Annotated in this window: 18 protein-coding genes and 1 tRNA gene; 12 read left to right on the top strand and 7 right to left on the bottom strand. The window is 73.5% G+C overall.

From position 1 onward, the window contains the following. Window positions 1-3: 3 nt before the first annotated feature. Window positions 4-1,236, bottom strand: coding sequence for an outer membrane lipoprotein carrier protein LolA (locus ACFV04_RS20455; protein WP_380343175.1), 1,233 nt, complete (start codon window positions 1,234-1,236; stop codon window positions 4-6). A 181-nt stretch (window positions 1,237-1,417) separates the two neighbouring features. Here ACFV04_RS20455 and ACFV04_RS20450 point away from each other — a divergent pair, with 181 nt between their 5' ends. Then, on the top strand, window positions 1,418-4,039 hold the full coding sequence (locus ACFV04_RS20450; RefSeq protein WP_380343178.1) for a bifunctional FO biosynthesis protein CofGH: 2,622 nt from the start codon (window positions 1,418-1,420) through the stop codon (window positions 4,037-4,039). Between the two features lie 222 nt (window positions 4,040-4,261). Next, window positions 4,262-5,377, top strand: a complete 1,116-nt coding sequence (locus ACFV04_RS20445) for an ADP-ribosylglycohydrolase family protein (RefSeq protein ID WP_380343181.1) — start codon at window positions 4,262-4,264, stop codon at window positions 5,375-5,377. 148 nt (window positions 5,378-5,525) lie between these two features. Here the strand turns inward: ACFV04_RS20445 and ACFV04_RS20440 are convergent, their stop codons facing one another. The 3 genes from ACFV04_RS20440 to ACFV04_RS20430 all read right to left on the bottom strand — a co-directional run bounded on the left by ACFV04_RS20440 (window position 5,526) and on the right by ACFV04_RS20430 (window position 7,976). Then, the gene (locus ACFV04_RS20440; RefSeq protein WP_380343184.1) at window positions 5,526-5,741 is read right to left on the bottom strand and encodes a DUF397 domain-containing protein; all 216 of its coding nucleotides are present in this window, start codon (window positions 5,739-5,741) and stop codon (window positions 5,526-5,528) included. Further along, entirely contained in the window at window positions 5,738-6,601 is an 864-nt protein-coding gene (locus tag ACFV04_RS20435) for a helix-turn-helix domain-containing protein (protein WP_380343187.1), read from the bottom strand. The genes ACFV04_RS20440 and ACFV04_RS20435 overlap by 4 nt, the downstream gene beginning before the upstream one ends. A gap of 622 nt (window positions 6,602-7,223) precedes the next feature. Further along, window positions 7,224-7,976: a GPP34 family phosphoprotein gene (locus tag ACFV04_RS20430; protein WP_380343190.1), complete on the bottom strand. Its 753-nt coding sequence runs from the start codon at window positions 7,974-7,976 to the stop codon at window positions 7,224-7,226. 298 nt (window positions 7,977-8,274) lie between these two features. Here ACFV04_RS20430 and ACFV04_RS20425 point away from each other — a divergent pair, with 298 nt between their 5' ends. Further along, complete coding sequence (locus ACFV04_RS20425) at window positions 8,275-10,785, top strand: hypothetical protein (protein WP_380530844.1); 2,511 nt, start codon at window positions 8,275-8,277, stop codon at window positions 10,783-10,785. A 178-nt stretch (window positions 10,786-10,963) separates the two neighbouring features. Here ACFV04_RS20425 and ACFV04_RS20420 read toward each other — a convergent pair whose 3' ends face one another. Then, window positions 10,964-12,499 (bottom strand): glycosyltransferase family 39 protein, encoded by a 1,536-nt coding sequence (locus ACFV04_RS20420; protein WP_380343195.1) that lies wholly within the window; start codon window positions 12,497-12,499, stop codon window positions 10,964-10,966. A gap of 176 nt (window positions 12,500-12,675) precedes the next feature. Between ACFV04_RS20420 and ACFV04_RS20415 the strand changes: the two genes are divergently transcribed. The 8 genes from ACFV04_RS20415 (at window position 12,676) to ACFV04_RS20380 (ending at window position 22,941) form a co-directional block, all read left to right on the top strand. Beyond that, window positions 12,676-12,748 (top strand) — tRNA-Arg (locus tag ACFV04_RS20415). A 757-nt stretch (window positions 12,749-13,505) separates the two neighbouring features. Next, window positions 13,506-13,679 (top strand): FDLD family class I lanthipeptide, encoded by a 174-nt coding sequence (locus ACFV04_RS20410; protein ID WP_360259199.1) that lies wholly within the window; start codon window positions 13,506-13,508, stop codon window positions 13,677-13,679. Between the two features lie 148 nt (window positions 13,680-13,827). Further along, on the top strand, window positions 13,828-15,186 hold the full coding sequence (locus ACFV04_RS20405) for a lanthionine synthetase LanC family protein (RefSeq protein WP_380343200.1): 1,359 nt from the start codon (window positions 13,828-13,830) through the stop codon (window positions 15,184-15,186). Beyond that, entirely contained in the window at window positions 15,183-18,416 is a 3,234-nt protein-coding gene (locus ACFV04_RS20400; RefSeq protein ID WP_380530841.1) for a lantibiotic dehydratase, read from the top strand. The genes ACFV04_RS20405 and ACFV04_RS20400 overlap by 4 nt, the downstream gene beginning before the upstream one ends. Window positions 18,417-18,421: 5 nt before the next feature. Beyond that, window positions 18,422-20,251 (top strand): ABC transporter ATP-binding protein, encoded by a 1,830-nt coding sequence (locus ACFV04_RS20395; RefSeq protein WP_380530838.1) that lies wholly within the window; start codon window positions 18,422-18,424, stop codon window positions 20,249-20,251. Window positions 20,252-20,258: 7 nt separating this feature from the next. After that, window positions 20,259-21,266, top strand: coding sequence for an MsnO8 family LLM class oxidoreductase (locus ACFV04_RS20390; protein WP_380530836.1), 1,008 nt, complete (start codon window positions 20,259-20,261; stop codon window positions 21,264-21,266). Window positions 21,267-21,351: 85 nt separating this feature from the next. Then, a complete protein-coding gene (locus tag ACFV04_RS20385) occupies window positions 21,352-22,113 on the top strand; it encodes an ABC transporter ATP-binding protein (protein ID WP_360259209.1) in 762 nt (253 codons plus the stop codon). A gap of 54 nt (window positions 22,114-22,167) precedes the next feature. Then, entirely contained in the window at window positions 22,168-22,941 is a 774-nt protein-coding gene (locus ACFV04_RS20380; protein ID WP_360259211.1) for a hypothetical protein, read from the top strand. 249 nt (window positions 22,942-23,190) lie between these two features. On the opposite strand, the gene ACFV04_RS20375 is transcribed toward ACFV04_RS20380, so the two are convergent. Continuing rightward, on the bottom strand, window positions 23,191-24,072 hold the full coding sequence (locus ACFV04_RS20375; protein WP_380530833.1) for a carbon-nitrogen hydrolase family protein: 882 nt from the start codon (window positions 24,070-24,072) through the stop codon (window positions 23,191-23,193). Between the two features lie 42 nt (window positions 24,073-24,114). Beyond that, window positions 24,115-25,137 (bottom strand): phosphatase PAP2 family protein, encoded by a 1,023-nt coding sequence (locus ACFV04_RS20370; RefSeq protein ID WP_380530831.1) that lies wholly within the window; start codon window positions 25,135-25,137, stop codon window positions 24,115-24,117. A gap of 422 nt (window positions 25,138-25,559) precedes the next feature. Between ACFV04_RS20370 and ACFV04_RS20365 the strand changes: the two genes are divergently transcribed. Continuing rightward, entirely contained in the window at window positions 25,560-26,531 is a 972-nt protein-coding gene (locus ACFV04_RS20365) for a sigma-70 family RNA polymerase sigma factor (RefSeq protein WP_360259220.1), read from the top strand. Window positions 26,532-26,583 lie beyond the last annotated feature (52 nt).

The following is a 26,583-nucleotide window of genomic DNA, read 5'->3' as shown; positions in this document are numbered from 1 at the left end:
CCGTCAGTTCACCCCGGCGGCGTGCTGCAGGACCGGCAGGGTCACCGCGCCGGCGAAGACCCGGCCGTCGTCGGTGAGCAGGACGTTGAGCACCTTGGTGCTGATCAGGGTGCCGCCGTCGACCTGCTTGCCGAGCGACTTCATCAGCCCCTGCGGGTTCACCGGGGCGTGGCCGCCGTGCTTGCCGTCCCCCTTCGGCGCGGCGACCGGGGCACCGGGCACCTGCGAGGTGAACACGGCCGTCCAGCCCTCGCCGATCACGTTCGTGCCGTCGTGGCCGCCCTTGGCGGTGTCGGCCGCGGCCCCGTGCTCCTTCGCCGCCTCGTGCTCCTTCGCTGCCCCGTCCGCCTTCTGCTCCGTCACCTTGGCGCCCTTGGGCAGCGCGAAGTCGAAGGTCTTGGCGGCCGGCTTGGCGAAGGAGACGTCGGTGAAGTGGACGTCCAGCACGGTGGTGCCGTCGGTGGACTTCACCGCCACCGCGAGCGGCACGCCGTTGTCGGCGGCCACCGCGATCCGGACCTCGGCGACGGTCGAGCCGCTCTGGGTCGGCTTCACGCTCAGCTGGTAGGCCTTCTGCCCGGCCACGTTGGCCGTTCCGGCCACGGTGACGGAGGTGGTGCCGGCGCCGGCGGTCAGGAACTGCCGGGCCGCCTCCTGCGGGGTGGTCGGCAGCTGGGACAGCGGGGCCGCGGGGTGCTTGTCGCCGGCCCGGCCGGTCAGGTGCACGGCGCTGTTGGTCGAGCTGTCCCAGGCCCAGGCCTGGTCGCCGTTGCGGACGACGGTGTAGCCGGCCATGTTCTCCATCATGTCGACCCGCTGGTGGTCCGGGCCGTCCACCGCGACCCGCAGCGTGCGGTCCCCGCCGAGCAGGCCGAGCAGCTTGGCCTGCGGGTCCGCCGACGCGCTCGCGCCGTCCCCGCCGTGGCCGCCCGCGGCCGCGCCGATCCCGCCGGCCGCGCCCAGCAGCTGGGTGGGCAGGCCGAGGTCGGTGCTGACCGAGACCGTCCCGGACAGGCTCTGGGCCTCGGAGCCGAGGGCCTTCGCGACCACCTGTTCCGCGGTCAGGGTCGGCAGGTCGGGCGGGGAGTCGGCGGCCAGCGCGGGCACCAGCCCGACCCCCGCGGCGATCACCGCGGCCACCGCCAGCGGCACCGCGGCGCGCACCAGCACGCGCCGCCGCGAGCGGTACGGCACGCCGCCGTCCAGCTCGTCCCCCGTCGCCGTCTCATTGGTCATGGCGTACTCAACTCCTCTGCGAACACGTGCGCTTGGCCTTGCCCTTCCATTAGAGGATGCCGCGCCGCCGCCGTCATCGCCCTGCAGGGCCAGATCGGGTTGGCCTTCGTAGGTATGTCGACCCTGATACGGCCTCAGGGTTACTCATCCCGGAGTACCACCGCTGGCGTAGGGTCGCGCCATGGACGGAACCGCCACGGACGCAAGCAACCCCCCGACCGTGAACGCGATGCGCCGCGCCCTGCGCCGCGCCAGGGACGGCGTCGCCCTCGACGTGACCGAGGCCGCCGTACTGCTGCAAGCCAGGGGCGAGGACCTGCGCGGACTCTGTTCCAGCGCCGCCCGGCTGCGCGACGCCGGCCTGGAGGCGGCCGGCCGCCCCGGGGTCATCACCTACTCCAAGAGCGTGTTCATCCCGCTCACCCGGCTGTGCCGCGACAAGTGCCACTACTGCACCTTCGCCACCGTGCCCGGCAAGCTGCGCCGGGCTGCTCGGGGCACGGTGGGGGCACCTCCCGGGCGAAGCCTGGGGATGTTCATGTCCCCCGACGAGGTGCTGGAGGTCGCCCGGCGCGGGGCCGAACTCGGCTGCAAGGAAGCCCTGATCACGCTCGGCGACAAGCCGGAGGACCGCTGGCCCGAGGCCCGCGAGTGGCTGGACGCGCACGGCTACGACGACACCATCGCCTACGTGCGGGCGATGTCGATCCGCATCCTGGAGGAGACCGGTCTGCTGCCGCACCTCAACCCCGGGGTGCTGAGCTGGACGGACTTCCAGCGGCTGAAGCCGGTCTCCGCCTCGATGGGCATGATGCTGGAGACCACCGCCACCCGGTTGTGGAGCGAGCCCGGCGGTCCGCACTTCGGCTCCCCGGACAAGGAACCCGCCGTCCGCCTGCGGGTGCTGGAGGACGCCGGGCGCAGCTCGGTCCCGTTCACCAGCGGCCTGCTGATCGGCATCGGCGAGACGTACCGGGAGCGCGCCGAGTCGCTGTTCGCGCTGCGCAAGGTCTCCCGCGCCTACCAGGGCGTCCAGGAGCTGATCCTGCAGAACTTCCGCGCCAAGCCGGACACGGCGATGCGCGGCATGCCGGACGCCGAACTCGACGAGCTGGTCGCCACCGTGGCGGTGGCCCGGCACCTGATGGGCCCGGCCGCCTGCCTCCAGGCCCCGCCGAACCTGGTGGACGGCGAGTTCGAGCGGCTGATCGAGGCCGGCGTCGACGACTGGGGCGGGGTCTCCCCGGTCACCCCGGACCACGTCAACCCCGAGCGCCCCTGGCCGCAGATCGAGCGCCTGGCCGAGCGGTCGGCGGCGGCCGGCTTCGAGCTGCGCGAGCGGCTCGCCGTCTACCCCGGGTACGTGCGCCGCGGCGAGCCCTGGCTGGACCCGCGGGTGCTGCCGCACGTCCGCGCCCTGGCCGACCCGGAGACCGGCCTGGCGAACCCGGACGCGGTGGTCCGCGGCCTGCCCTGGCAGGAGCCGGAGGACCTGCCGGCGTCGTACGGCCGGACCGACCTGCACGCCACCATCGACACCGAGGGCCGCACCGGTGACCGACGCGCCGACTTCGAGGACGTGTACGGCGACTGGGAGGTGCTGCGCGAGCAGGTGCTCGCGCAGGGCGCGCCCGAGCGCCTCGCCGGGGACCTGCGGGAGGCCCTGGCGGTGGCGGCGGACGACCCGGTGAAGCTGACCGACGACCATGCCCTGGCGCTCTTCCACGCGGACGGCCCGGCCCTGGACGCGCTCTGCCGGATCGCCGACGACGTGCGCCGCGACGCCGTCGGGGACGACGTCACCTACTGCGTCACCAGGAACATCAACTTCACCAACGTCTGCTACACCGGCTGCCGCTTCTGCGCCTTCGCCCAGCGCCGCACCGACGCCGACGCCTACACCCTCTCCCTGGAGCAGGTCGCCGACCGGGCCGCGCAGGCCTGGGAGGTGGGCGCCACCGAGGTCTGCATGCAGGGCGGCATCCACCCCGACCTGCCCGGCACCGCCTACTTCGACATCGCCCGCGCGGTGAAGGAGCGGGTGCCCGGCATCCACGTGCACGCCTTCTCCCCGATGGAGGTGGTCAACGGCGCGACCCGCACCGGGCTGTCGATCCGCGACTGGCTGCAGCGGGCCAAGGAGTCCGGCCTGGACACCATCCCGGGCACCGCCGCCGAGATCCTGGACGACGAGGTCCGCTGGGTGCTCACCAAGGGCAAGCTGCCGGCCGCGACCTGGGTCGAGGTGGTCACCACCGCGCACGAACTGGGCATCCGTTCCTCCTCCACGATGATGTACGGGCACGTGGACACCCCGGCGCACTGGCTCGGCCACCTGCGGCTGCTCGCGCAGATCCAGCAGCGGACCGGCGGGTTCACCGAGTTCGTGACCCTGCCGTTCATCCACACCAACGCCCCGGTCTACCTGGCCGGCGTCTCCCGGCCCGGCCCGACCGCCCGGGACAACCGCGCGGTGGTGGCGATGGCCCGCCTGCTGCTGCACCCGCACATCCCCAACATCCAGACCAGCTGGGTCAAGCTGGGCGCCGAGGGCGCGGCCGAGATGCTCCGCTCCGGCGCCAACGACCTGGGCGGCACGCTGATGGAGGAGACCATCTCGCGGATGGCCGGCTCGGCGTACGGCAGCTACAAGTCGGTGCGCGACCTGCGGGCGATCGCCGAGGCCGCGGGCCGCCCGCACCGCCAGCGCACCACCACCTACGGCGAGGTGCCGGCCGAGCGGCAGGCCGCGGCGCTGGCCTCGGACGGGCACCTGCCGGAGCTGCTGCCCGTGCTGGACTGACCCCGCGGTGCCCCGGCGGCGACCCCGTGGTGTCCCGGCCGCCGCCGGCGCGGCGGCCGGGCCCGGGGTGGGCGGGGGCTCCGGGGAGCGGGAGCCGGAAGCGGGTACTGCAGTTCGAGGGATGCCGTCGATCCGTACGGGCCGTCGAAGTACAGTGCGAGGGCGCGCGACCGGCCGAGCGTCGTGCGCGGCCCCCGCTCCGAGGAAAGGCGCCCCGTCGTGATGCCACTGTGGTCACGCGCCCAGCAGCAGGACTACCGCAGCCGGGTGCGGGGCTGCCTGCTCGGCGGGGCCATCGGCGACGCGCTCGGCGCCGGTGTCGAGTTCGAGGCGCTGGAGAAGATCAGGGCCCAGTACGGCCCGCAGGGCGTCACCGGCTACGTCCCCGCGTACGGGCGCACGGGCGCCGTCACCGACGACACCCAGCTCAGCCTGTTCACCGTCGACGGACTCATCCGCGCCCACATCCGGCGCGACACCGGCAGCTGGCACCCGCCCACCGACCTGCACCTGGCCTACCTGCGCTGGGCCGCCACCCAGCGCGACTGGGGCCCGGACGAGCGCCGCCCCGACCTCGGCTGGCTCGGCCGCGAGGAGTGGCTGTACGCCCAGCGCGCCCCCGGCCAGGGCTGCCTGTCCGGCCTCACCGGGCCCGACGCCGAGCGGCTCGGCACCCTCGACCGGCCCAAGAACCCGCACTCCAAGGCCTGCGGCACGGTGGTGCGGGCGGCGCCGTTCGGGCTGCTCACCACCTGGGAGCCGGGCCTGGTGTTCCAGCTCGCCGTCGAGTGCTCGGTGCTCACCCACGGCCACCCCACCGGCTACCTCGCGGCGGGCGCGTTCGCGGTGGTCATCCAGTCGGTGGCCCGCGGCGGCACCCTGGAGGAGGGCGTCCACCTCGCGCTCGCCCTGCTCTCCGAGCGGCAGGGGCACGAGGAGACCACCGCCGCGCTGCGGGCCGCGCTGGACGCCGTACGGGCCGGCGAGCCCTCCGCGGAGCGGGTCGAGGCGCTGGGGGAGGGCTGGGTCGCCGAGGAGGCGCTGGCGATCGCGGTCTACTGCGCGCTGGTCGCCCACGACGTCCGCTCCGGCCTGCTGCTCGCCGTCAACCACTCCGGGGACAGCGACTCCACCGGGGCGATCTGCGGCAACCTGCTCGGCGTGCTGCACGGGGACACCGCGCTGCCGCCGGGCCTGGTGGCGGGAGTCGAGGGGCGCGCCGCGATCCTCGAACTCGCCGACGACTTCGTGCTGGAACTGATGCACGGCGCCGAGCTGCACGACCGGCGGACGGCGGAGGGCTCCGGCTGGTGCGCCCGCTACCCGGTGACGGACTGAGGCACCGCCCGGGCCGGCCCGACCGGTAGGCCGTGTCCGGCCCGGGGCCGCCCCCTGGAACGGCAGTTGCCCGTAGCGCCGACGGCCGCCGAGGGGCGACGGACACCGCTACGGGCAACCGGTCCGGGTACGGAACCGCTCGGGCGGGTCAGCCCGGGAGCTCGCCGAAGCCGCCTGCCGCCGCTGCCGAGGCGAAGGCGTTCCAGGCCTCGGTCGAGAAGCGGAGGTGGGGTCCCCGGGGATCCTTGGAGTCCCGGACCGCCACCTCCCCCGCGCCGGGGAGGGCGATCTCCACACAGGCGCCTTGGCCGCCGCTGTGACTGCTCTTGCGCCATCGGGTTCCGTGCTCGGGCGGGGTGATCATTCGTGGAATTCCTTTTCGATGTCGGCTATCAGCGACCGGCTCTCCGCGACACCGAGTGCGGCCGCCCTCAGGTAGTCGTACAGACCGGTATAGCGGCGCACATCAGCCTCCTTCTCCAGGTAGAGATCGCTCGTCACACCTTCGAAGTAGACAACCGTGGAATCGGCTGACTCCGGGAACTCCAGCAGGGAGAATGTCCCGGTCATGCCGGGATGCGCGCCGTGCGAGAACGGGATCACCTGGATGGTGATGTTCGGGCGCAGGCTGAGCTCCAGCATCTGCTGCAGCTGCCGGGCCATCACCCCCTTGCTGCCGACCTCTCGGCGCAGCACCGCCTCGTCTATGACGGTCCACAGGCTGCCCAGCCGGTTCTCGCCGTGGACGCGCTCCTGACGCTTCATCCGGACCTGCACCCGGCGCTGCACGGCGTTCGCGTCGGTGTCCGGCTGGGTGCCCTCGACCACGGCCTGGGCGTACTGCTCGGTCTGCAGCAGGCCCGGGACGAAGGAGGACTCGTACGCGCGGATCGAGGAGGCCTCGGCTTCGAGCCCGATGTAGACGCTGTACGGGGTCGGCATGTCGTTGAAGTCGTGCCACCAGCCGCGCTGGCGGGACTCCTTGGCCATCTCCATCAGGCTGGCACGCATCTGGTCGTCGGCCACCTTGTACACGTCGCAGAGGTCGCGCACGTCGCGCTGGCTGATGCTGCGGCGGCCGTTCTCCAGGCGACTGATCTTCGACTGGGAGACCATCAGCCGGCCGGCGACCTCCTCCGCCGTCATGCCGAGGCCCTCGCGGAGTTTGCGCAGTTCGGAGCCGAGGCGTCGGCGGCGGACGGTGGGATTGACGTTGGCGGACACTTCGACCTCCGGCCGGACCTCTCGTGATCGTTGGAACGGCAGTCCTCGGAACACTTCGGACATTGGGACCAACCCCCCTGACTTGGAGCAGCATGTCACCTTGGGCCAGGTCGGCGCCGGGGAATCACAGCAGCGCGGTAGAACAGATCATCGGAAAAGTGCTTCCGCGAGACAGCGAAAGCCCCCAGGTGGTAATGCGGCTGGACGACTCGGACGGGTAGTACGGCGGACGCCCCTCGGGGCCGCCCCCGCACATGCCCCTGGCACGGGTGGGAGCGGACCGCTGCGGGCCTCCGGGGACGGCAAGAGGGGCGGTCGCCGGGCGACTTGCGTCGCGGGGCGACCGCCCCTCGGTGCTGCCTCTGGTGGTGCTCGTGGTGCTCATGGCGCGGGTGGTGCCGGTGGTTCGGGTCGTGCGGCGGGTCGCTCGGCGCCTCCCGGAGGCGCGGACGGGGCGACACGCGCCGTCAGGCGTGCCCGCGGATGCGTCGGACGGTGTACCGTGCGCCGGCCCGTCCACCGGGGACCGGCCGGACCGCTCCGGTCACCGGACCGTTCGGACCAGCGGACGGATCCGAACGCCGGACCGCTCCGGTCACCGGACCGCCGCGGCGTCCCCGGGTCAGCGGACGCCGACCCGGGAAGCGGGGACCCGCCCGCCCGAACCCCGGCCCGCAGTACGGGCGCCGGAGCGGCCGGTGGCAGGGGCGGACCCGGGGCCGGGGCCCTGGGGGGAACGGTTCTGCTGCGTCGGCAGGCCGTTCTGCACGTCCATCACGGCGTGCGCGACCATCCCGCCGAGCGGGTCGTACCGGATCAGGTCGCGCAGCCGCGACCGCGAGGACCGGCCCTCGTTGCCCGGGTACAGGTGCTTGCCCAGACCCACCGAGTGAGCGAGCGCGGCGAGCGCCGCGGTCCGCGGGTCCGGCGGCACGCCGGTGCGGATCGCGGTGTCCAGCCGCTGCTTGATCGCGGCGTTGGTGCAGTCGTCGGACGCCTGGTACCGGGTCGTCGGCAGCACCCCGCACACCTGGCCCGCCACGGCGGTCACCATGCCGCAGCGCTCCAGGTGCGCCAGATAGGTCTGCCGCAGCCCGAGCCGCGGTCCGCCGATCCAGTGCGCCGCGCGAACCGGACTGCCGCGTCGGCGCAGCAGTTCCAGTGCGTGGTCAAGGGTCGGGTCACCGGTCGGCCGTGCGAGCACGACAGCGATCCGGTCTCCCTCCGGTACGATCCGTCCGGCCAGGGACAGCTCGACGAGCTGGGCCCCGGCGAGTCCGAGGTCGAGGGTCTGCGGCTGCGCCGTGGTACCCGTGGTCGGGTCCAAAGCGAGCAGCAAGAGTTCCTCGGGAACAGTTCTGCGGCTCTTGCCCATCCAAGCCTCCCCGCGTGGATGAGAGACAGGGTGACGCCTCTCACACGGGCTTGTCGAGTACGCCTCCGAATCGTGACCTTGCGGTGAAGGCGCGGAACCGGGGGCCGCGGGCCCGGCGTCTGATCGGTGAACGGACCGCGGTGCGGCCGGGCGATGGCAATACGGGCCGGTCGGGCGGGGTGTGCGCGGTGGGAACGGCCGCCGGTGGCGGAGACTGTACAGGTACACGGGGCGGGGCGTCGGCTTCCCGAAATCGGGTTCGCCGGTGCCCCGCCGGGCGTTGAGGAGGCTGGGATACGTGGGCGAGTCCCCCGACAGGGTGCTGAGGGACGGCGGGCGGGAGCAGGACCGCGAACGCGAACGGACCGGTGCGGCGGCCGGGTCCGCCGGGTCCGCCGGGTCCGCCGGGGGCGGCTCCGGCCCGGCTGCTGCCGGGGCGTCAGCCGGGAACTCCCCGGGCGGCTCCTCGGACAGCGCTGCGGAGACCTCCGGGGAGGCGTCCCCGAAGACGCCCGCGAAGACGCCCCCGAAGGCGTCCGCGAAGCCGTCCTCGGAGTCGTCCGCCGAGGGCGCCGCGAAGGCGCCGGACGAGGTTCCGGCGACGGGGGCCAAGGGCGGCTCGACCGTACAGCTCCGCGTCCGGGATGTGGACAGCAAGACGACGATGCTGCGACTGCCGGTGGACAACAAGACCACCGCGCTGCGGCTGCCCGAAGAGCTGGTGAAGCCCGCGGGCAAGCCGAGTTCCGGTGGTGACGGGGAGAAGGGGAAGGCCGCTCCGGCCGCCGCCTCGGCGAAGGAGCCCGCCGAGCGCCCGCCCGCCGCCGACCCGCGTCTCGCCATGCGGACCGCTGCGGCGGGGGCGGAGGAGACGGCGGACCGGGCGCCGGAGAAGACTGACGCCAAGGCGGACACCAAGGCGCCGGCGAAGGCGGTCGAGCCCGCCGAAGGCGGGACCGAGGCTGCCGAGGCCGAGGCTGGCGGGACCGCGGCTGCCGGGGCAGCGACCGAAGCCGCCGAGGCCGCTCCCACCACCGCGAAGGGCAAGGACGAGAAGTCCGCCGGGCCCGAGAAGGCCGCGAAGCCCGAGAAGGCGGCGAAGGCCGAGAAGCCCGAGAAGGCTGCGAGCGCCCAGGACACCGAGGGCACCGACGACGCCCCCGACGAGGGCACCTCCTCCGAGGACGCCTCCGCCGACGATGCCTCCCCCGTCGCGCTGACCGAGACCGGGCAGCCCGGTCAGAAGTCGGGGCAGGCCGAGAAGCCGGAGAAGCCCGCGCCGCCGCGCACCGCCGCCGCGTCGGCCGGCACCGTGCCCGAGCCGAAGCCCCGGCCCGTCCCGGAGCCCGAGCCGTCGCCGGAACCGGAGCCGGAACCGGAGCCGGAGCCGAAGCCGGCTCCCAAGCCCGTGCCGGTCCCCGTGCCGCCCCCGAAGCCGCTGCCCGATCCCGACCCGCGGCCGGTGCCGCCGGGCCCGCCGCTGCCGAAGCCCGAGCCGCTGCCCGCTCCGGTGCCGCTGCCCTCGCCCGAGACCACCGCGGAGGCGATGGAGGTCCTGGCCTCCCTCAACGCCCGTCCGGTCTCGCCGCTGCGCCGCGCCCTCAAGCGGGCGACCATCTGGACCGTCTTCCTCGCCGTGGTGCTCGGCGTGGCCGTGGTGGCCCAGCTGCTGCGTCCGCTGCCGGACGCCAAGGTGAAGATGACCGCCACGGGCAGCTACAGCTTCTCCGGTGACCAGTTGGACCTCGCCTGGCCGGCCAAGGGCCAGTCCGCGGCCGAGGTGGTCGGCGTCGGCAGCCTCGGCAGCTCGGGCCAGGAGACGCCGGCCTCGATCGCCAGCGTCACCAAGGTGATGAACGCCTACCTGATCCTGCAGAAGTTCCCGCTGAAGAAGGGGGAGAGCGGCCCGAAGATCGTCGTCGACAAGCAGGCCGCGCAGGAGTCCGGCAACGTCGACGAGTCCAAGGTGACGCTCACCGAGAACCAGGTGCTCACCGAGTACCAGGCGCTGGAGCTGCTGATGCTGCCGTCGGCCAACAACGTGGCCCGGCTGCTCGCCCGCTTCCACTCCGGCTCCGAGGACGCGTTCGTCAAGCTGATGAACGACACCGCAGCCAAGTTCGGCATGACCAACACCATCTACGCGGACCCGGCGGGCTACAACGCGGACACCAAGTCCACCGCCAAGGACCAGCTGAAGCTGGCCGAGCAGGTCATGCAGGACGAGATCTTCCGCCAGATCGTCTCCACCCCGGAGACCAACTTCAACAACGCGCGGATCCCCAACACCAACAACCTGATCAACCCGAAGACCGGGGTGATCGGCGTCAAGACCGGCTCCAGCACCCCGGCCGGCGGCTGCCTGATGTGGGCCGCCTACAAGGAGATCGGCGGCGTGAAGCGGCTGATCCTCGGCGTCACCCTGGGGCAGCAGGCCACCTCGCCCGCCGCGAACGACGGCATCCTGCCGACCGTGCTCAAGGTCAGCGGCAAGCAGATCCAGGCCGCGCAGAACGGTGTGACCGGCCAGACCGTGGTCAAGCAGGGTGATGTCGTCGGCTCGGTCGACGACGGGCTCGGCGGCAAGGTCCCGCTGGTCGCGACCAAGGACCTGGTGGTGGCGGGTTTCCCGGGCATCTCCGGCACGGTCACCCTGGACGCGTCGAAGATCGGCCACACCGAGAAGGCCGGCAAGGAGGTCGGCGTGCTGCGGGTGGGCGCCGGCGACAACAAGGCGGAGGTCCCGGTGGCCCTCCAGGCCGACCTCAACCCGGCGTCCATCCAGTCCCGACTGCTGCGCACGCTGTGAGCCGTCGAGGCGGCCGGGACAGCCGGGACAGCCGGGACAGCCGAACCGCTGAACTGCTGGAACCGCTGAACCGCTGAACTGCTCAACTGCTGAACGACGAAGGGGAGCCGGTCCGCACCGGCTCCCCTTCGTCGTTCGTTCCCCACCCCGGCGCCGGACGCGCGGTCCCGCGCCGGGCCTACGTGTCGCGGTCGAGCAGCGCGAGCGTGAACCCGCCGAGCGGGGTCACCTCGTCCGGGTCCCCGTACTGGGTGCGGAGCACCTGCGCCTGGTCCGTCGGCATGGTGCCCAGCGGGTCGGAGGTGTCGCCGAGGACCAGCAGCCAGATCCGGGACACCGGGCCCAGGCACGCCTCGGGCTTCGCACAGGCCGTCGGCGACAGGTCCTCCGCGTCGTCGGCGCTCTGCGCGACGAACACCGGGTACAGGTGCACGTCCGACGGCAGGTAGTGGCTGACGCCCGGCCAGACCATCGCCCACGACTGGTTGCCCAGCGGGGCCGCCATCCCGTCCCCGGAGCGGTAACCGGCGGCGATCGTTCGGGCGGCCGCCTTGAACGGCTCCTCCGAGCCGTTGTGCGAGCCGACGTACCGCACCGCGGGCTGCTCGGGCAACGCCGCCACGGCCGGAACGGCGAGCAGCCCCACCGCCAGCAGCCCGGCCGCCGCGACGGCCCTCCGAGGCTCCGGGACGCGGCGCGCGCGGGCCACCAGCGCGCCGTACGCCGCCCCGACCCCGCCGCCGGCCAGCACCGCCCAGGCGGGCACCGTGAACAGCAGGTACCGGTCGATGAAGTACGAGGTGCCGCCCAGGCGGGACACCAGCCAGACGCTCACCACCGGCAGCTCGGCCAGCAGCAGCACCTGCCAGGCCTGCAGCCGCCGGCCGGGCAACGCCAGCGCCGGCACGGCCAGCAGCACGAAGACGTAGAACACCGGTCCCGAGCCGAACAGGTGCTCGCCGAAGTTGGCCAGGCGGCTGAGGGACGGCGTGGTGATCCAGCCCAGCTGCCGGTCCGACTGGCTGCTGCCGAGCAGCACCACCGGCAGCACGGGCAGCGCGGCGACCGCGACCGCCAGCGGGTACTGCCACCGCAGCCGCCGGTCCGGGGCCTCCCGGGTGCGCCACAGGTGCAGCGCGACCAGGGCGGCCTGCCCGGCCAGCGTGCTGAAGGAGATCAGGTGGCCCGCGCCGGCCACGGCCATGGCCACACAGTACGGCGCCCAGCGCCGCCACGTCGGCCGCTCCAGCGCCCGCAGCAGGAAGTAGGTGGCGGCCGCGATCGCACAGGTCACCAGCGCGTACGAGCGCGCCTCCTGGGCGTACCGGGAGACCAGGGGCGGCACCGTGAACAGCAGGCCGGCGCCGACCGCGGCGACCCGCCCGCCGAACAGCCGCCGTGCGGTCAGCGCCACGAAGGCGGCGGCGCCCGCCATGGCCAGCACCGACGGAATCCGCAGCGCCACCGTCGAGTCGCCGAAGACCGCCGTCCAGCCGTGCATCAGCAGGTAGTACGCGCCGTTGCTGGCGTCGATGTGCTGGAGCAGCCGCAGCAGGTCGCCCAGCGAGCGGGTGGCCACCGTCGAGGTCGCTATCTCGTCCCGCCACAGGTCCGGCGTCCCCAGCCGGTACCCGCCCACCGCCAGCATCACCAGCGCGGGCCACAACCACACCTGCCCCAGCAGTCGGACGACCGGGCGCACAGCAGGTCTCATCGGGTCCTTCGTCTCCTTCACGCGGCGTGCCGGGCGGACCGGGCACCTCCCGGCAGGCTACTTGACCCGCCCTGACACCCCGTCGGCACCCGTGCTCCCACCCGCACCCCGTCCACCACCCCGCTCCCCACCCCCGATCCGGTACGCTGTGAGCGGCCTCGCCACAGCCGGGCCACGCCTCAGTAGCTCAGGGGATAGAGCACGGCTCTCCTAAAGCCGGTGTCGCAGGTTCGATTCCTGTCTGGGGCACGACCAGCACGAAGGCCACAGGCCCCCCACCCACTCCGGGTCGGGGGCCTGTTCCTTTTCCCGGCGGGACCGCCGGCACCGCTGACACCGTCGGCACTGCCCGCCCCCGGCACTGCCCGCCCCCGGCACCGCCCGCCCCCGGCCCGTCCGCCTTCCGTCCGGCCCGTTCTGCCGCTCCCGGCCGGGCTTGCCTGCCCGTCCGCGCGCTCGCCCGCGCATGGTCAAGATCGTCCACCGGCAGATCCTCCGGCCCGTCCCAGCGGCCCCACCCCGCTCACCCGCACCGACGCCCAGGTCGGAGGTCGTTCCGTCGACGAACCCGGCCGTGACCCGGTACCGGAATTGACGATTCACATTGTGTGCGACCGGTAATTGAACCTCCGGTGATTTCGTCGGGCAATTGCCGGTCCGGCTGGGCGGAGTATTCGCGAATTTCCGGCCGAGAGGGCCCAGTCGTCGCGAGATTCGCGAGTGGCGGCAAATCGGGTGAATCGGCCGGGTGGCCGTTGCGATTCGGCCACCCGGGCATGCCCTGATTGCGTCGTCGCCGGGCTCTGGCCTGTGGATGTGTGGGGGCGGTAAAGCTGCTCGACAGTCTCCCGTGGCCGAAACGGAGTGAAATACTGCGTTAATATTTCGATCGCCGTGGACGTCGTGCTAGAAATGCTTTCGCCCCGCCGCCCCGGTTTTTTTCGCCGAGGCCGGCCGCTTGTGCGGAGGGGGCAAATGTCCGAAATCAACAGCACGGAGGAGAGATATGTCGAACAACGACTTTGACCTCGACGTCCGCGTGGCCACCGCCCCGGTCGCCGCGTCCCCCGATGGCTTCCTGAGCATGGGCAGCACTTGCTACTCCTGCCACTACTCCTGTGACTGCCAGTACACCGACACCTGCGGCAGCTGCGGCTGCGCCGGCTCCAGCGTTTGCTGAAGCCCGCAGGTCCGGTAGCCGTGGCTCCCCGGAGCGACGGCACCTGATCGGGCACGGGGCTCCCGGCACCATGGGGCCGGGAGCCCCGCGCCGTCCCTGAGACGACCCCGGCGCGAGCCGGATCCACTGCGAGATCGGGAGCCCCACTGTGGCCGAGCCCAACGATGGAACAGCGCTGACCGGGCTCACCCGGGGCATCGCCGACCGCCTGGCGGACTTCGCCCTGAGGACGGCCTCCGGTGACGGTCCGGACCGGCCGCACCTGCACCACGACCGGCTGGGCCTGGCCAACGGCCACCCCGGCATGGCCCTGGCCCTGCTCTGCGCGGGCCGCGCCCTCGACGACTCCGGGCTGCTGGACGGCGCCCGCGCCGTGCTGCGCAGCGCCGCCGCGGGCACCGCGCAGCGCCCCTACTCGGGACCGGGCCTGTACACCGGCACCGCCGGATTCGCCTCCGTCCTCCTCGCGTTCGCCGAACACGACGAGCGCTACCTGCCGTCCCTGCGCCGGGTCGCCGACAGCTTCGGCGAGCAGGTCGCCGCCACCCGCCGACCCGCCCCCGGAACCGGCCTGCCGTTCACCGCCTACGACGTCGTCGAGGGCGCCTCCGGGCAACTGGCCGCGGCCGTACGGCTCGCGACGGTCGTCGGCGCGCCCGAGGGCTCCCCGCTGCGGACCGCCATCGACGAGCTGGTCGACTACCTCGACGCCGTCACCGCCGCGGACGGGCAGCAGCGCTTCGGCTGGCTGATGACGCCGGCCCACTACCCGCCCGCCTTCCCCTGGTACGCCGAGCGCGCCCCGCACGGGATGTACAACCTCGGCTTCGCGCACGGCCTGCCGGGCATCCTCGGCGCGTTCACCGCCGCCGCCGCGGCCGGCTACGGCGGCTCCCGGGTGACCGGGAAGGTCGCCGACCTGGCCGAGTGGCTGGTGCTCCACCGGACCGCCGACCCCGACCCCCGGGCGGGCTGGGCGGTCTGCCTCCAGGCGGAGGAACACACCCTGCGCCCCGTCCACGACCCGGCCGAGGAGCCCTCCCGCGCGGCCTGGTGCTACGGCGCGCCCGGCATCGGCACCGGGTTGCTGGCCGCCGCCGCCGTCCTGGACGACGCGGACCTGCGGGAGACCGCGATCGGCGCGCTGAGGCGCGTCCTCGACACCGATCCCGCGTACCGCCACGTGTTCGCCCCGACCCTGTGCCACGGGCACGCCGGGATGGCCGCCGTCTACCGTCGCGCCCACGCCGAGACCGGGGTCGAGGAGTTCCGCGACATGGCCGACCGGAGCCTGGCGGCGGTCGTCGGCCTGGCCGACCCGGACCGGCCGTTCCTGGTCGCGGACGAACCCGAGGCCGGACAGCGCGTCGACGACCCCGGCTTCCTCACCGGCGCGGCCGGCACCCTGCTGGCGCTCTCCGCCGCCGTCCGTCCGGAGGTGGCGGACTGGGACGAACTGCTCTTCCTCACCCCGGCCCGGAGCGGCGAAAGGACGGCGGCCCGATGACCGCGACGCACACCCACCGGACGGAGCCGAACGGCCGCGCCCCCCGGGCCGGCCGCAGCTCCTACACCGCGACCGACTTCTTCCTGCTCCGCGCCCCCGCCCTGCCGGCCCGCGGCCTGACCGACCTGCTCGCCGCCTGCGCCGGCGACCCGGCGACGGCCGTCCCCGCCGACTGGGAGGACGGCTACCTGCGCGGCCTGCTGGAGCTGTGGGCCGACCCCCAGGTGCGTTCCGCGATCCGGATGGCGGCCCCCGACCTCGCGCAGGCCGTCGACCGGCTCGACACCCTGGCACCCAAGGACCGCCACCGGGCGATGATGAGCCTGGGCCGTTACCTGAACCGGATGAGCGCGCGCCCCACGCCGCTCAGCACGGTCGCCGGTGTCGCCGGAGGGTTCTTCGGCGACGGACCGGCCCCCGTTCTCGGCAGCCCCGCGATCAGCTCCTCCCGGGCCCGGCTGGACTCCGGTTGGATGCTCCACCTGTTCAAGTCGGCCGCCGACTCCGCGGAACCGCGTCCGGACCTCGAACTGCGCACCAACGACCTGACCCACCTGGGCCGCGGCCGCGCCTGGCTCTCCGTCGCGGACGGCTACGGCGAAGGGACCCGCCGGACCGCCTCGGTGCGCTGGTCCCCGGCCGTGCGCCTGGTGCTGGAGGCGGCCCGCCGGCCGCGGACCCTCGGCGAACTGGCCGGCCTGCTGACGGAGCAGTACCCCTCCGTGCCGGAGGACCAGGTGCTCGGCCTGCTGCGGCAGTTGGTCCGGCTGGACTTCCTCATCACCTCGCGCCGGCCCGCCCTGCTGGGCGATCCCGGCCGGAGCGACGCCGCCGCGCAACTGGGCACCGCTCTCGCGCCGGACGCCCTGGCCGCGCTGCGCCGGGTCGAGCAGGAGGTGGCCGCGTTCAACCGGCACGGCCGCACCAGCGACCTGCCGGGCCTGTTCGGTACGGTCGAACCGCTCGGCGCCGAGGTCGACGCCGACTACCAGGGACACTTCCTGCAGGTGGACTCGACGCTGGATCTGCCCGGACGGCCGGGCCTGCCGGCCGACGTCCAGCGGCTGGCCGAGGACGCCGCCGAACTGTTTACCACCGTCGGCACCGTCTTCAAGTACCCCCAGCGGCTGCGCGACTACGCCACCGCGCTCACCGAGCGGTACGGCTCCCAGGCCGAGGTTCCGCTGCTCGAACTGCTCTCCCCGGAGACCGGCCTCGGCGCGCCCACCGGCTACCGCAACCCGCCGCGCGGATTCGACCTGCAGCCGGTCACCCCCGACCACGGGCGCGAGGAGCGCGAGGCCGTCCTGGGCCGGATGGTGGCGACCGCACTGGCGGCCGGCTCCCGCGAACTCGTCCTGGACGAGCGGACGCTGGCGGACCTGCGGGCGGCCGGCACGAGGCCGAACGACCGCAGGGAACCGACCCCCGCGCTGGACGTGCACCTCCAGGTGCTGCCGCCCTCGCCCTCGCACCCGCGCTGGCGCGGGGTCGTCACCGAGACCGGGGTGGCCTTCGGCGGCCGGACCTTCGCCCGCTTCCACGACCTGCTGACGGACGAACTCCAGGACCGCCTGCGCGGGCTGGCCGCCGCCGAGGAGGAGCGGCTGCCGGGCCTGGCCGTGGTCGAGCTGACCTACCTGCCCGCCAAGGCCCGGGCCGGCAACGTGTCGCTGCGCCCGGTGCTCCGCGAGCTGGAGCTGCCGCTCAACGTGGCCCCGGGCCTCCCGGCCGACCGGGTGCTCGCGCTGGACGACATCCTGGTCGGCGTGCGGGACGGCGAACTCTACCTGTACAGCCGGGCGTTGGAGCGCGAGCTGCACGTCACCCAGAACACCATGCTGAACCCGCTGTCCGGACCGAACGTCTGCCGCTTCCTGCTGGAGGTCTCGGCGACGCAGTTCCGCGGCGCCGCCCCCTTCGACTGGGGCGAGCTCGCGTCGAGCATGCCCTTCCTGCCCCGGCTGGTCTGGCGTGACCTGGTGGTCAAGCGGGCGCGCTGGCTGCTGACCGACCGCGACGTGCCGGCCGGGTGCACCGGTCGGCTCGCCGACTTCGCGGCGGCGGTCGCGGACTGGCGCTCGCGCTGGTCGGTGCCGCGCTTCTGCCACCTGGCCCAGAGCGACAACACCCTCCTGCTGGACCTGGAGAGCGCGCCCTCGCTGGAGGAGCTCAGGCTGGCCGCCGGCAAGCACGCCGAGGGCTTCGCGCTGCAGGTCGAGGAGGCGATGCCCGCTCCCGGGGACGGCTTCCTGCGGGACGGCCGGGGCGAGGACTTCGTCGCCGAGGTCGTCGTCCCGGTGCTGTCGGCCGCGCCGCCCGCCGCCCGCCCGCCGCTGCCCCGGGGCCCGTACCGGGTGGCGGAGGAACAGCGGCTGCGGCCCCCGGGCGGCGAGTGGGTGTACGCCAAGCTGTACGCCGAGAGCGACTCGCTGGACGGTCTGCTGACCGGGGAGGTGGCCGCGCTGGCCGCCGAGCTGGGCGACCGCTTCGGCACCGGCCACCCGTTCTTCCTCCGCTACGTCGACCCGGCCCCGCACCTGCGGCTGCGCGTCCACGTCCCGGACCAGGACCGGGCCCGGGACGTGTTCGGGCACGTCGCCGGGTGGGCGCACGGTCTGATGGCGGACGGGCGGATCACCGACCTGGCCTTCCCGGTCTACCGCCGGGAGGTCGAGCGGTACGGCGGGCCGTTCCTCATCGACCGGGCCGAGGTGCTGTTCCAGCGGGACAGCGCCGCCGCCCTGGCCCTGCTGGGGCACCTGTCCGAGCCGCTGCCCGAGGGTTCGGCGCCGGCCCTCGACCGGATCGCGCTGACCGGCCTCAGCCTGGAGCGCGTCGGCCGGATCCTGCTGCCGGACTTCGCCGAGCGGCACGCGATGGCCCGTTCGATGTCCGGCCCGACGGCCGGCGGACCGGAGTACCGCGCGGCGGCCAGGGACCTCTGGCGCGGCCACACCGAGCCGGGCCGGGACGCCCGGGTGCTCGGCCTGGTGGAGTCGCTCTGGCAGGAGGACGGCGACCGGTACGTCCGGGAGCTGGCGAAGCGGGCGGAGACCGGTGAGCTCTGGTCGGACCGGACGGGTGTGGTCCGGGCCCTGCTGCACATGCACTGCAACCGGATGGGCCTGCCCCGGGACCAGGAGGAGGCCGCCTACGGGGTGTGGCGGCGGCTGCTCGACCGGGTGGTCGGCCAGCAGCGGGGTGCGGCGGCCCGGGGGGACGGGTGAACCCCGTGCGCCGGATCCGCAGCCGGGTCGCCAGGCTGCCGGCCGACGTCGCGCCCGCGCTGACCGTGCTGCGCCTGGCCTGGCAGTCGGACCGCCGGGCGACGGTCCAGGTGGTGCTGTTCGCCGTCGGCGCGGGGGCCCTCCCGGGCGTCCAGGTCAAGGTGACCGCGGCGTTCGCGACCGCGCTGGTGCACGCCGCCGGCGCCGGCGGCCAGGTGTCCGGGGCGATCGGCTTCCTGGTCCTGCTCGGTGCGCTGGGCCTGGCCGGCCAGCTGATGGCGGTGTTCCAGAACCGCGCCATGCAACGCTGCCAGAGCCGCCTGTCCGCGGGCCTGGCGGACCGGATCATCGGGCGGGCGGCCGGCTTCTCGCTGTCGCAGGTCGAGGACCCGCGGGTGCAGGACTCGCTGCAGCGAGCCGTCCGGGAGGTCAACTTCCGGCCCGGGCTGATGCTCAACCAGGTGATCCAGGTGGCCACCCAGGTGGTGACCTTCGGCTCGGTCGGAGCGATCCTCTGGACGCTGGACGTCCGGGTGGCCGTGCTCGCCATGTTCGCGCCCTTCCCGGCGATCGTCTCCCAGATCGTCCAGGGCCGGCGCGGTCACGCCCTGGAGCACGGACGGTCCGAGGAGCGGCGGCGGCTCACCTACTGGCAGCACCTCGCCTCCCAGCCGGGTTCGATGAAGGAGGTGCTGGCCTTCCGCCTCGGCCCGGTGCTGCAGGCCAACCACGGCCGGCTGCTCGCCCGCATCGTCGGGGCGGACCTGCGGCTGGCCGACCGCAACGTGCGGCTGGCGATCCCGATGATGGTCCTCACCGCGGCCCTGACGCTCGGGGCCCAGGCCACCGCGATCCTGGCCGGCAGCGACGCCGGCCACCTGGCGCGGCTCTTCGCGGTGATCCCGGCGATCGGCATGCTGCAGAGCAGCATGCAGCAGTTCTTCGGCGGGGTGGCCGGGATGTACGTCAACCAGCTGTACCTGCGCAACGTCGTCGAGTTCCTGGCCATCGACCCGCAGCAGACCGAGGGCGGCGACCGCTCCTTCCCCGCCCGGCTCTCGACCGGCATCGAGTTCCGCGACGTCTCGTTCCGGTACCCGGGGGCCGGCCGGGCCGCGCTGTCCGGGGTGTCGTTCACGCTGCGCCCCGGCGAGGTGACGGCGATCGTCGGGCTCAACGGCGCGGGGAAGTCGACGGTCGGCAAACTCGTGGGGCGGCTGTACGAGCCGACCGGGGGCGAGATCCTGGTGGACGGCGTGCCGCTGGGCGACTACGACCCGGACAGCCTGCGCGACGGGATCTCGTACGTGTTCCAGGACTACGTCGAGTACCAGCTGACGGTGGGGGAGAACATCTCGCTCGGCGCCGTCCACCAGCCCGACCGGGGGCCGGAGCGGGTCCGCGAGGCGGCCGAGGAGGTCGGCATCCACGAGCACGTGGCGACCCTGCCCGAGGGCTACGACACCCAGGCGGGCCGGTCCTTCCAGGGCGGCGTGGAGTTCTCCGGCGGGCAGTGGCAGCGGCTCGCCATCGCCCGCGGCCTGGTCCGCCGGGCCGGGGTGCGGGTGATGGACGAGCCGACGGCCGCGCTGGACACCATCACCGAGGCGGCGCTGCTCGACACCCTGACCACCGCGGTGGACGGGCAGGTCTCGGTCCTGATCGCCCACCGGTTCTCCTCGGTGGTCCGGGCCGACCGGGTGCTGGTGTTCGACCGGGGCCGACTGGTCGAGGACGGCAGCCACCGGGAACTGCTGGAGCTCGACGGGCTCTACGCCCGGATGTTCCACGCGCAGGCGACCGACCGCGAATCCGTGTCCCAGTCCCACTCGTGAGGCGGCGATGAAGCTCACAGCGTTCGACCAGGTGATGATCTACGACGGGAGCGGCCCGGCGGGGGCCGCCCGGGAGGCGGTCGAACTGGCCGTCGCGGCGGAGCGTCTGGGCTACCACCGGTTCTGGGTGGCGGAGCACCACGGCGTCTCGGGCGGCTGCGGCTCGCCCGAGGTGCTGGTGGCGGCTGCGGCCTCGGCGACCGGCCGGATCCGGGTCGGCACCGCCTCGGTGCTGCTGCCCTACTACGCGCCGCTGAAGGTGGCGACCACCTTCAACCTGCTGGAGCGGCTCTTCCCGGGCCGGATCGACCTCGGGGTGGGCCGCGGCCCGGGGGCGGTCCCTGCGGTGAGCCGCCGGCTGGCGCGCGAGGGCGAGGCGCCGTACGAGGAGAAGCTCGCGGAACTGCTGCGGATCCTGACCTCGGAGGGGCCGGAACGTTCACTTCCGGAATCCGGGCGACCGGATTTCTGGCTGACCGGATCCGGGACGGGCGGGGCACTGGCCGCCGCCCGGCACGGACTCCCGTTCTGTTTCGCCCAGTTCGTCCACGGAGAGCTCCGCCCGGAGGTGGTCGAGCGTTATCGCGAGGAGTTCCGCCCCGGTCCGTTCGGCAGTGAACCCCGGGTCGGCGTCTGCGTCCGGACGGCCGTCGCCGAGGACCCGCGGGACGCCCGGGCGCTGCGCTCGCTGGTGGACTGGATCGCGGATCCCGGGCGGGGGTCCGCCCTGCCCGCCGGGGTCCTGCCGTCCTGGCGCGAACTCCGGGAATACCGGCCCGCGGTGGCCTCTCCGGACGGCTTCGCGGTGTTGGCGGGTGTGCCCGAGGAGGTCGGCGGGAAGGTATCGGAACTGGTCGACGCCTATCGGCCGGACGAACTCGTGGTCACCACGGCCTGTCCCGAACTCGCTCTCCGGGTTCGCGTGTTCGAGTTGGTCGGCCAGATGATGAAACGTCAGTTAGCCTCGGAGGGCGGCCTGGTGAGCCTGGACCCTGTTGGGACCGCTGGTATATAGTCGAAATGTCGTGCACATGTCGAAATTGGCCCGGGAATTGCGGTGCACGCGCAACGGGGGAAGAGCTCATGGGGTGGGCGCGCGCATGATGGTGCTTCAAGCCAAAGGCGTAGGGAAGAGCTACGGGGACACCTGGGTGCTCCGGGACTGCGAGTTCGAGTTGCCGGAGGCGTCCGTCACCGCCCTGGTCGGGCTCAACGGCGCCGGGAAGTCCACACTGCTGCGGCTGATCGCCGGACTGGACCGCAGCAGCGCCGGCGGGATCGAGATCGCCGGCAAGGACGTGGTGTTCGGCGAACCCCCGGCCGTCTCGTACCTCTCCCAGGAGCGGCCCCTGTACCGGGCGCTGCGGGTGCGCGAGATCCTCGGGTACGCGGCCGCGCTCAACGAGGGCTTCGACGTCCGGCTCGCACGGGACTGGCTGGACAACTTCGGTATCCCGCTCGCCCGGCGCTGCCAGGACCTCTCCGGCGGACAGCACACCCAGGTCGCGCTCGCGGTGGCGCTGGCCAAGCGGTCGCCGCTGGTGGTGCTCGACGAGCCGATGGCCGACCTGGACCCGCTCGCCCGCGAGGACGTCTCGACCCGGCTGCGCGAGATCGCGGCCGCCAGCGGGCGCTCCTTCCTGCTCTCCTCGCACGTGATCGGCGACCTCGAACCGGTCTGCGACCGGCTGCTGGTGCTCGCCGGCGGGAGGATCGTGCTCGACGGGCCGGTCGACGGCCTGGCCGAACGGGTGCGGGCGAACGGCGGCAGTGCGCCCGACTCGGCCTCGCTCACCGAGATCGTGCTCGGCACCCTGCGCGGCGCCCAGGCCGGGACGGCCGCCCCGCGCGACGCGGACTGACCCCACGGCCGGCTGGTCCGACAGCCGATCGACCCCGAAAGGCAAGGCTCACAGATGTTTCGGCACACCCTCCGGCTCGACCGGCTGCCGCTGCTGGTCACCGGCGTCGCGCTGCTGCTCTACTTCCCCTCCAGCTACTGGGAGCTGTCGAGCAAGCCGGGCAGCGGAATGACCCAGGGCCTGGCGCCCTACCTCGCCATCCTGCTCGCCGTCGTGTGGGCCGCGCCCATGCTGGCCCGCGAGTTCGAGACCGGCACCAGTGTCTGGGCCTGGACCCAGGGCACCACCCGCTCGCGCTGGTTCTTCAGCCGGGCCGCCCTCCCGATCCTCGCCGCCGTCGTCTCCGGACTGGCACTCACCGGCGCCGTCATGGTCAGCGGGATGCACCGCCCGGTCTTCGTCGCGCACGACCACATGAGCGAGGCCTACCTCAGCACCCACGGCCCCTACCTGGTGCTGAGCTCGCTGTGCGCGATCGCCACCGGCCTGGCCGCCGCCGCCGCGACCCGCCGGGCCGTCCCGGCCATCGGGATCAGCCTCATCGCGCAGATCGCGATGACCCTGCTGATGCCGAAGCTGGCGACCTCGATCGCGCCGACCACCACCGCCACCTTCGGCCGGACCGTGTCGGACTACCAGATCGCGGTCCTGGACGGGCACCAGACCTCGGTGACCCGGCTGGCGGACGGCGGTACGGCCGTCGAGTACCAGGCGAACAGCCACTTCTGGGAGGCCCAGCTGGTGACCGGCGCCGTGTTCCTGGCGCTGACCGCCCTGCTGCTCGCCTACGCCTGGCGCACCGTTCGCACGCTCCCGGGCAAGGCCTGACCGGCCCCGACCCCGCGAAGGCCCCCACCGGACCCGGCGGGGGCCTTCGGCGTTCCCCGGGACCACGCCCCGCGGGCTGCGGCGCTCCCGGACCACCGGGGCCGACGGAACGGCCGGGCTCAGGGGCGCGTCCTGACCGGTCACCGGTCCCACCGGGCGCCGGCCCGGCCGCCCACCTGTCCCACCGGGCGCCGGCTCCCGCCCCGACCGGCGGAGGCGGCCGGCACCGGGGCGGGCCGCCCGTCCGGGTCAGGCCAGGCGGAACCGGGTGCGTTCCGCGGCGGGGCGTCCGGTGGCGAGGGCGAGGTCGGCGAGCAGGGTCTCCGACTCCCGGGTGGTGCGCAGGACGGTGGGGTCGAGGTCGACGACGACGACCTCGCGGCGGTCCTCGCTCGCCTCGGCGATCAGGCGGCCGTCCGGCCCCCAGACCGCGCTGGCGCCGCAGGTCTGCCAGGGGCCGGTGCGGCCGATGTGGTTGGCGAGCACCGTGTAGAGGGTGTTGTCGAGCGCCCTGGCGGGGAACCAGACCCGGGACTCGTGGTAGCCGTGGCCCGTGCTGAACAGCGCGCCGACCAGGTAGGCGTGGCAGCCGTCGAGCGCGGCGGCGCGGGCGTGCTCGGGGAAGCCGGAGTCGTAGCAGACGCCGAGACCGAGCCGCCAGCCGTCCAGCTCCAGGGTGCAGCCGGCCGTCCCGGGGCGGTAGAGGTCGCGTTCGGACTTGAAGAGGTGCTGCTTGTCGTAGCGGGTGACGACGTTGCCGTCCGCGCCGATGACGAGGGCGGAGATCAGCAGGTCGGCACCGTCCTGCACGGCGGCGCCGACGACGGCGACGGTCCCCGTCCCGCGGCACGCGTCGGCGATCGGCGCGAGGCGCGGGTCGCCGGGCTGGACGGCGTACTTGAGCGGGTCGGTGCGGATCAGGTCGGGCTCGTACCCGGAGAGGAACTTCTCCGTGAACAGCACCAGGCGGGCACCGGCCCCGGCGGCCTCGCGGATCAACTCGGCGGCCTGGGCGGCGTTGGCGGATATGTCGCCGGCCACGGCCTGGGCCTGGACGGTGGCGATCCGCAGCGGCCGCCCGGGCAGTCCGGGGAGTCCGGTGGTGGTGGCGGGAACGGGGGTGGTGGACATGGCGGCCACGCTATCGGACGGCCCCGCCCAGGTGACGGTGGCTCAGTCGGCGCTTGCGCTCCGTCGATCGGCGGTCCTGCTCAGCGCACCGTCGCCCGGAGCCCCGCCGTCCCGAGCGTGGGAGTCCTGGGCGCCGCCGTCCCGAGCGTGGGAGTCCTGGGCGCCGCCGTCCCGAGCGTGGGAGCCCTGGGCGCCGCCGTCCCGAGCGTGGGAGTCCTGGGCGCCACTGCGCTGGGCGCCGCCGTCGGCGGGACCCAGGTCGGTCGGACCCCGGTCGTCCGGCGGGGCGTCGGCCAGCGGGTCGGGGGTGTGGGGCGGCCGGACGGAGGGCACGATGACCCGCTGGACCCTGGGCCTGGTCCGCCAGTTGACCCGCCGGACGTCGCGGGCCAGGGCGCCGGGCCGCCAGAGCTCGATCGCGGTGGTCACGGCGCCGAACACGATTCCGGCGGCCAGCCAGCCGCCCAGCACGTCGCTGGGCCAGTGCACGCCGAGCGCGACCCGGGTCCAGCCGATCGTCAGCACCGTCGCCACCGCGACCGCGCAGGCGGCGGTCCGGCCCCGGCGCTGGACCCGGTACCAGAGCAGCCCGACCAGGACGGCGCAGGTGATCGTCGAGGCCATGGCGTGACCGGAGGGGAAGGCCGGGCCGCCGGCGTGCGAGACCGGGTCGGAGAAGGAGGGCCGTCCACGGTCGAAGGCCGCCTTCAGCGCCCACTGGGCGCCCCAGCCGACGAGGGTCTGGGCGGCGACCCAGCCGGCCAGCACCCGTGCGCCGATCAACCAGAGCCAGGCGGCGGCGATCCCGAGGAGTGTACGCATCGTGACGGTGCCACCGATGTCGGAGAGCGTCTGCACCGAGGCGGTCCAGATCCGGTGTTCCCGGGCGTACATGTGCAGTTCGCCGATCCACTCCTGGTCGAAGCGGATCAGTGGGCGCCAGTGGCCCGACACCAGAGTCGCCAGGAGGCCGAACAGCGCGGCACAGCCCAGCGCGACCGCGGCATCCCGAAAGAGGCTTCGGCTACGCGCAGTGACGGACGTCGTGCTGTTGGTCAGGTGCATGGCTGACACCTTCCCAGTGTCCTGTGCCGATCAGGAGCTGCAGCGATAGCGATTCGGCATCGTTTGTGCGGAGGTCCTGCGTGCGCCGGGGCGCGGGCGCGGGCGGAAACGAGCGGCGTGCGGGAACGCGCACGGCTGTTCGCGGGTTCAACGGGTAGGCGACGGGGGCGTGAGGGTCGGGTGAAGAAACCGCTCCGGGAGTGGTCGCGCGTGGACACGGGAGGTGCCCGGGTGGTCACCGAGCGTCCAAAGTCGGGGTGAAAACCGGCAGGATACTGCATCACGCGGAAGAATCTGAGTGACTTGGGAATGTTGTCCGGAATCTGTTCGTTGGATCGTTACGTGTGAGCCCCGTGGGGCCCGCACTTCTTGCCCTCCGGGCAGGCAGGCAGACCTCGGCAACACCAGCAAAGGGAGCAAGCATGGCCACCCGTGCCGTCGTTCGCGACAGGGCCGACCGGACTCGCGCGGCCCGCCCGACCAACCTTGAGGCCGACCGCGACCTGGTCGGCATGTACCTCGACGAGATCGCCAGGACGCCCCTGCTCGATGCCGCCGAGGAGGTCGAGCTCTCGCTGCGGATCGAGGCCGGGGTGTACGCCCAGCACCTGCTGGACGAGGACGGACTCCCCGACGGCGCCACGCGCGAGGAGTTGGAGGCGATAGCCGCCGACGCCGAGCGCGCCAAGGACGTCTTCATCCGCTCCAACCTCCGCCTCGTGGTGGCGGTCGCCCGTCGGTACCCGCGCAGCGGCCTCCCGCTGCTGGACCTCATCCAGGAGGGCAATGCGGGCCTGGTGCGCGCCGTCGAGAAGTTCGACTACGCCAAGGGCTTCAAGTTCTCCACGTACGCGACGTGGTGGATCCGGCAGGCGATCACCCGGTCCATCGCCGACCAGTCCCGCACCATCCGGCTGCCCGTGCACCTGGTGGAGGAGCTGGGACGGATCCGGCGGGTGCAGCGCGAGAAGTCCAAGGAACTGGGCCGGGAGGCCGAGCCGGCCGAGATCGCGGCCGAGTTGGACACCACCGAGGCCCGCATCAAGGACGTGCTGGACTGGGCGCGCGACCCGGTCAGCCTCAACATGTCGGTGGACGACGAGGGCGAGACCCAGTTCGGGGACCTGGTCGAGGACACCGGGGCGACGTCTCCCGAGGACGCCGTGATGGTCATGCTCCGGCGTGAGGAACTGGACGACCTGATCGGGCGGTTGGACGACCGCACGGCCTCGATCATCCGCTCCCGCTACGGCATGGAGGACGGCCGCGAGCGCACCCTCACCGAGGTGGGCAAGCAGCACGGCCTCACCCGCGAGCGGATCCGCCAGATCGAGAAGCACGCGCTGGCCGAGCTGAAGAAGATCGCCGACCACGCGGGCTTCGAAGCCGCCTGACCGCTCCGCCCGACAGGCCTGCCAGAGCCCCATCCGGGCCCCGGCGCGGATC

Source organism: Kitasatospora sp. NPDC059599 (assembly GCF_042735125.1).
GTDB lineage: Bacteria > Actinomycetota > Actinomycetes > Streptomycetales > Streptomycetaceae > Kitasatospora.
This window is presented reverse-complemented; position numbering and strand designations above follow the sequence as displayed.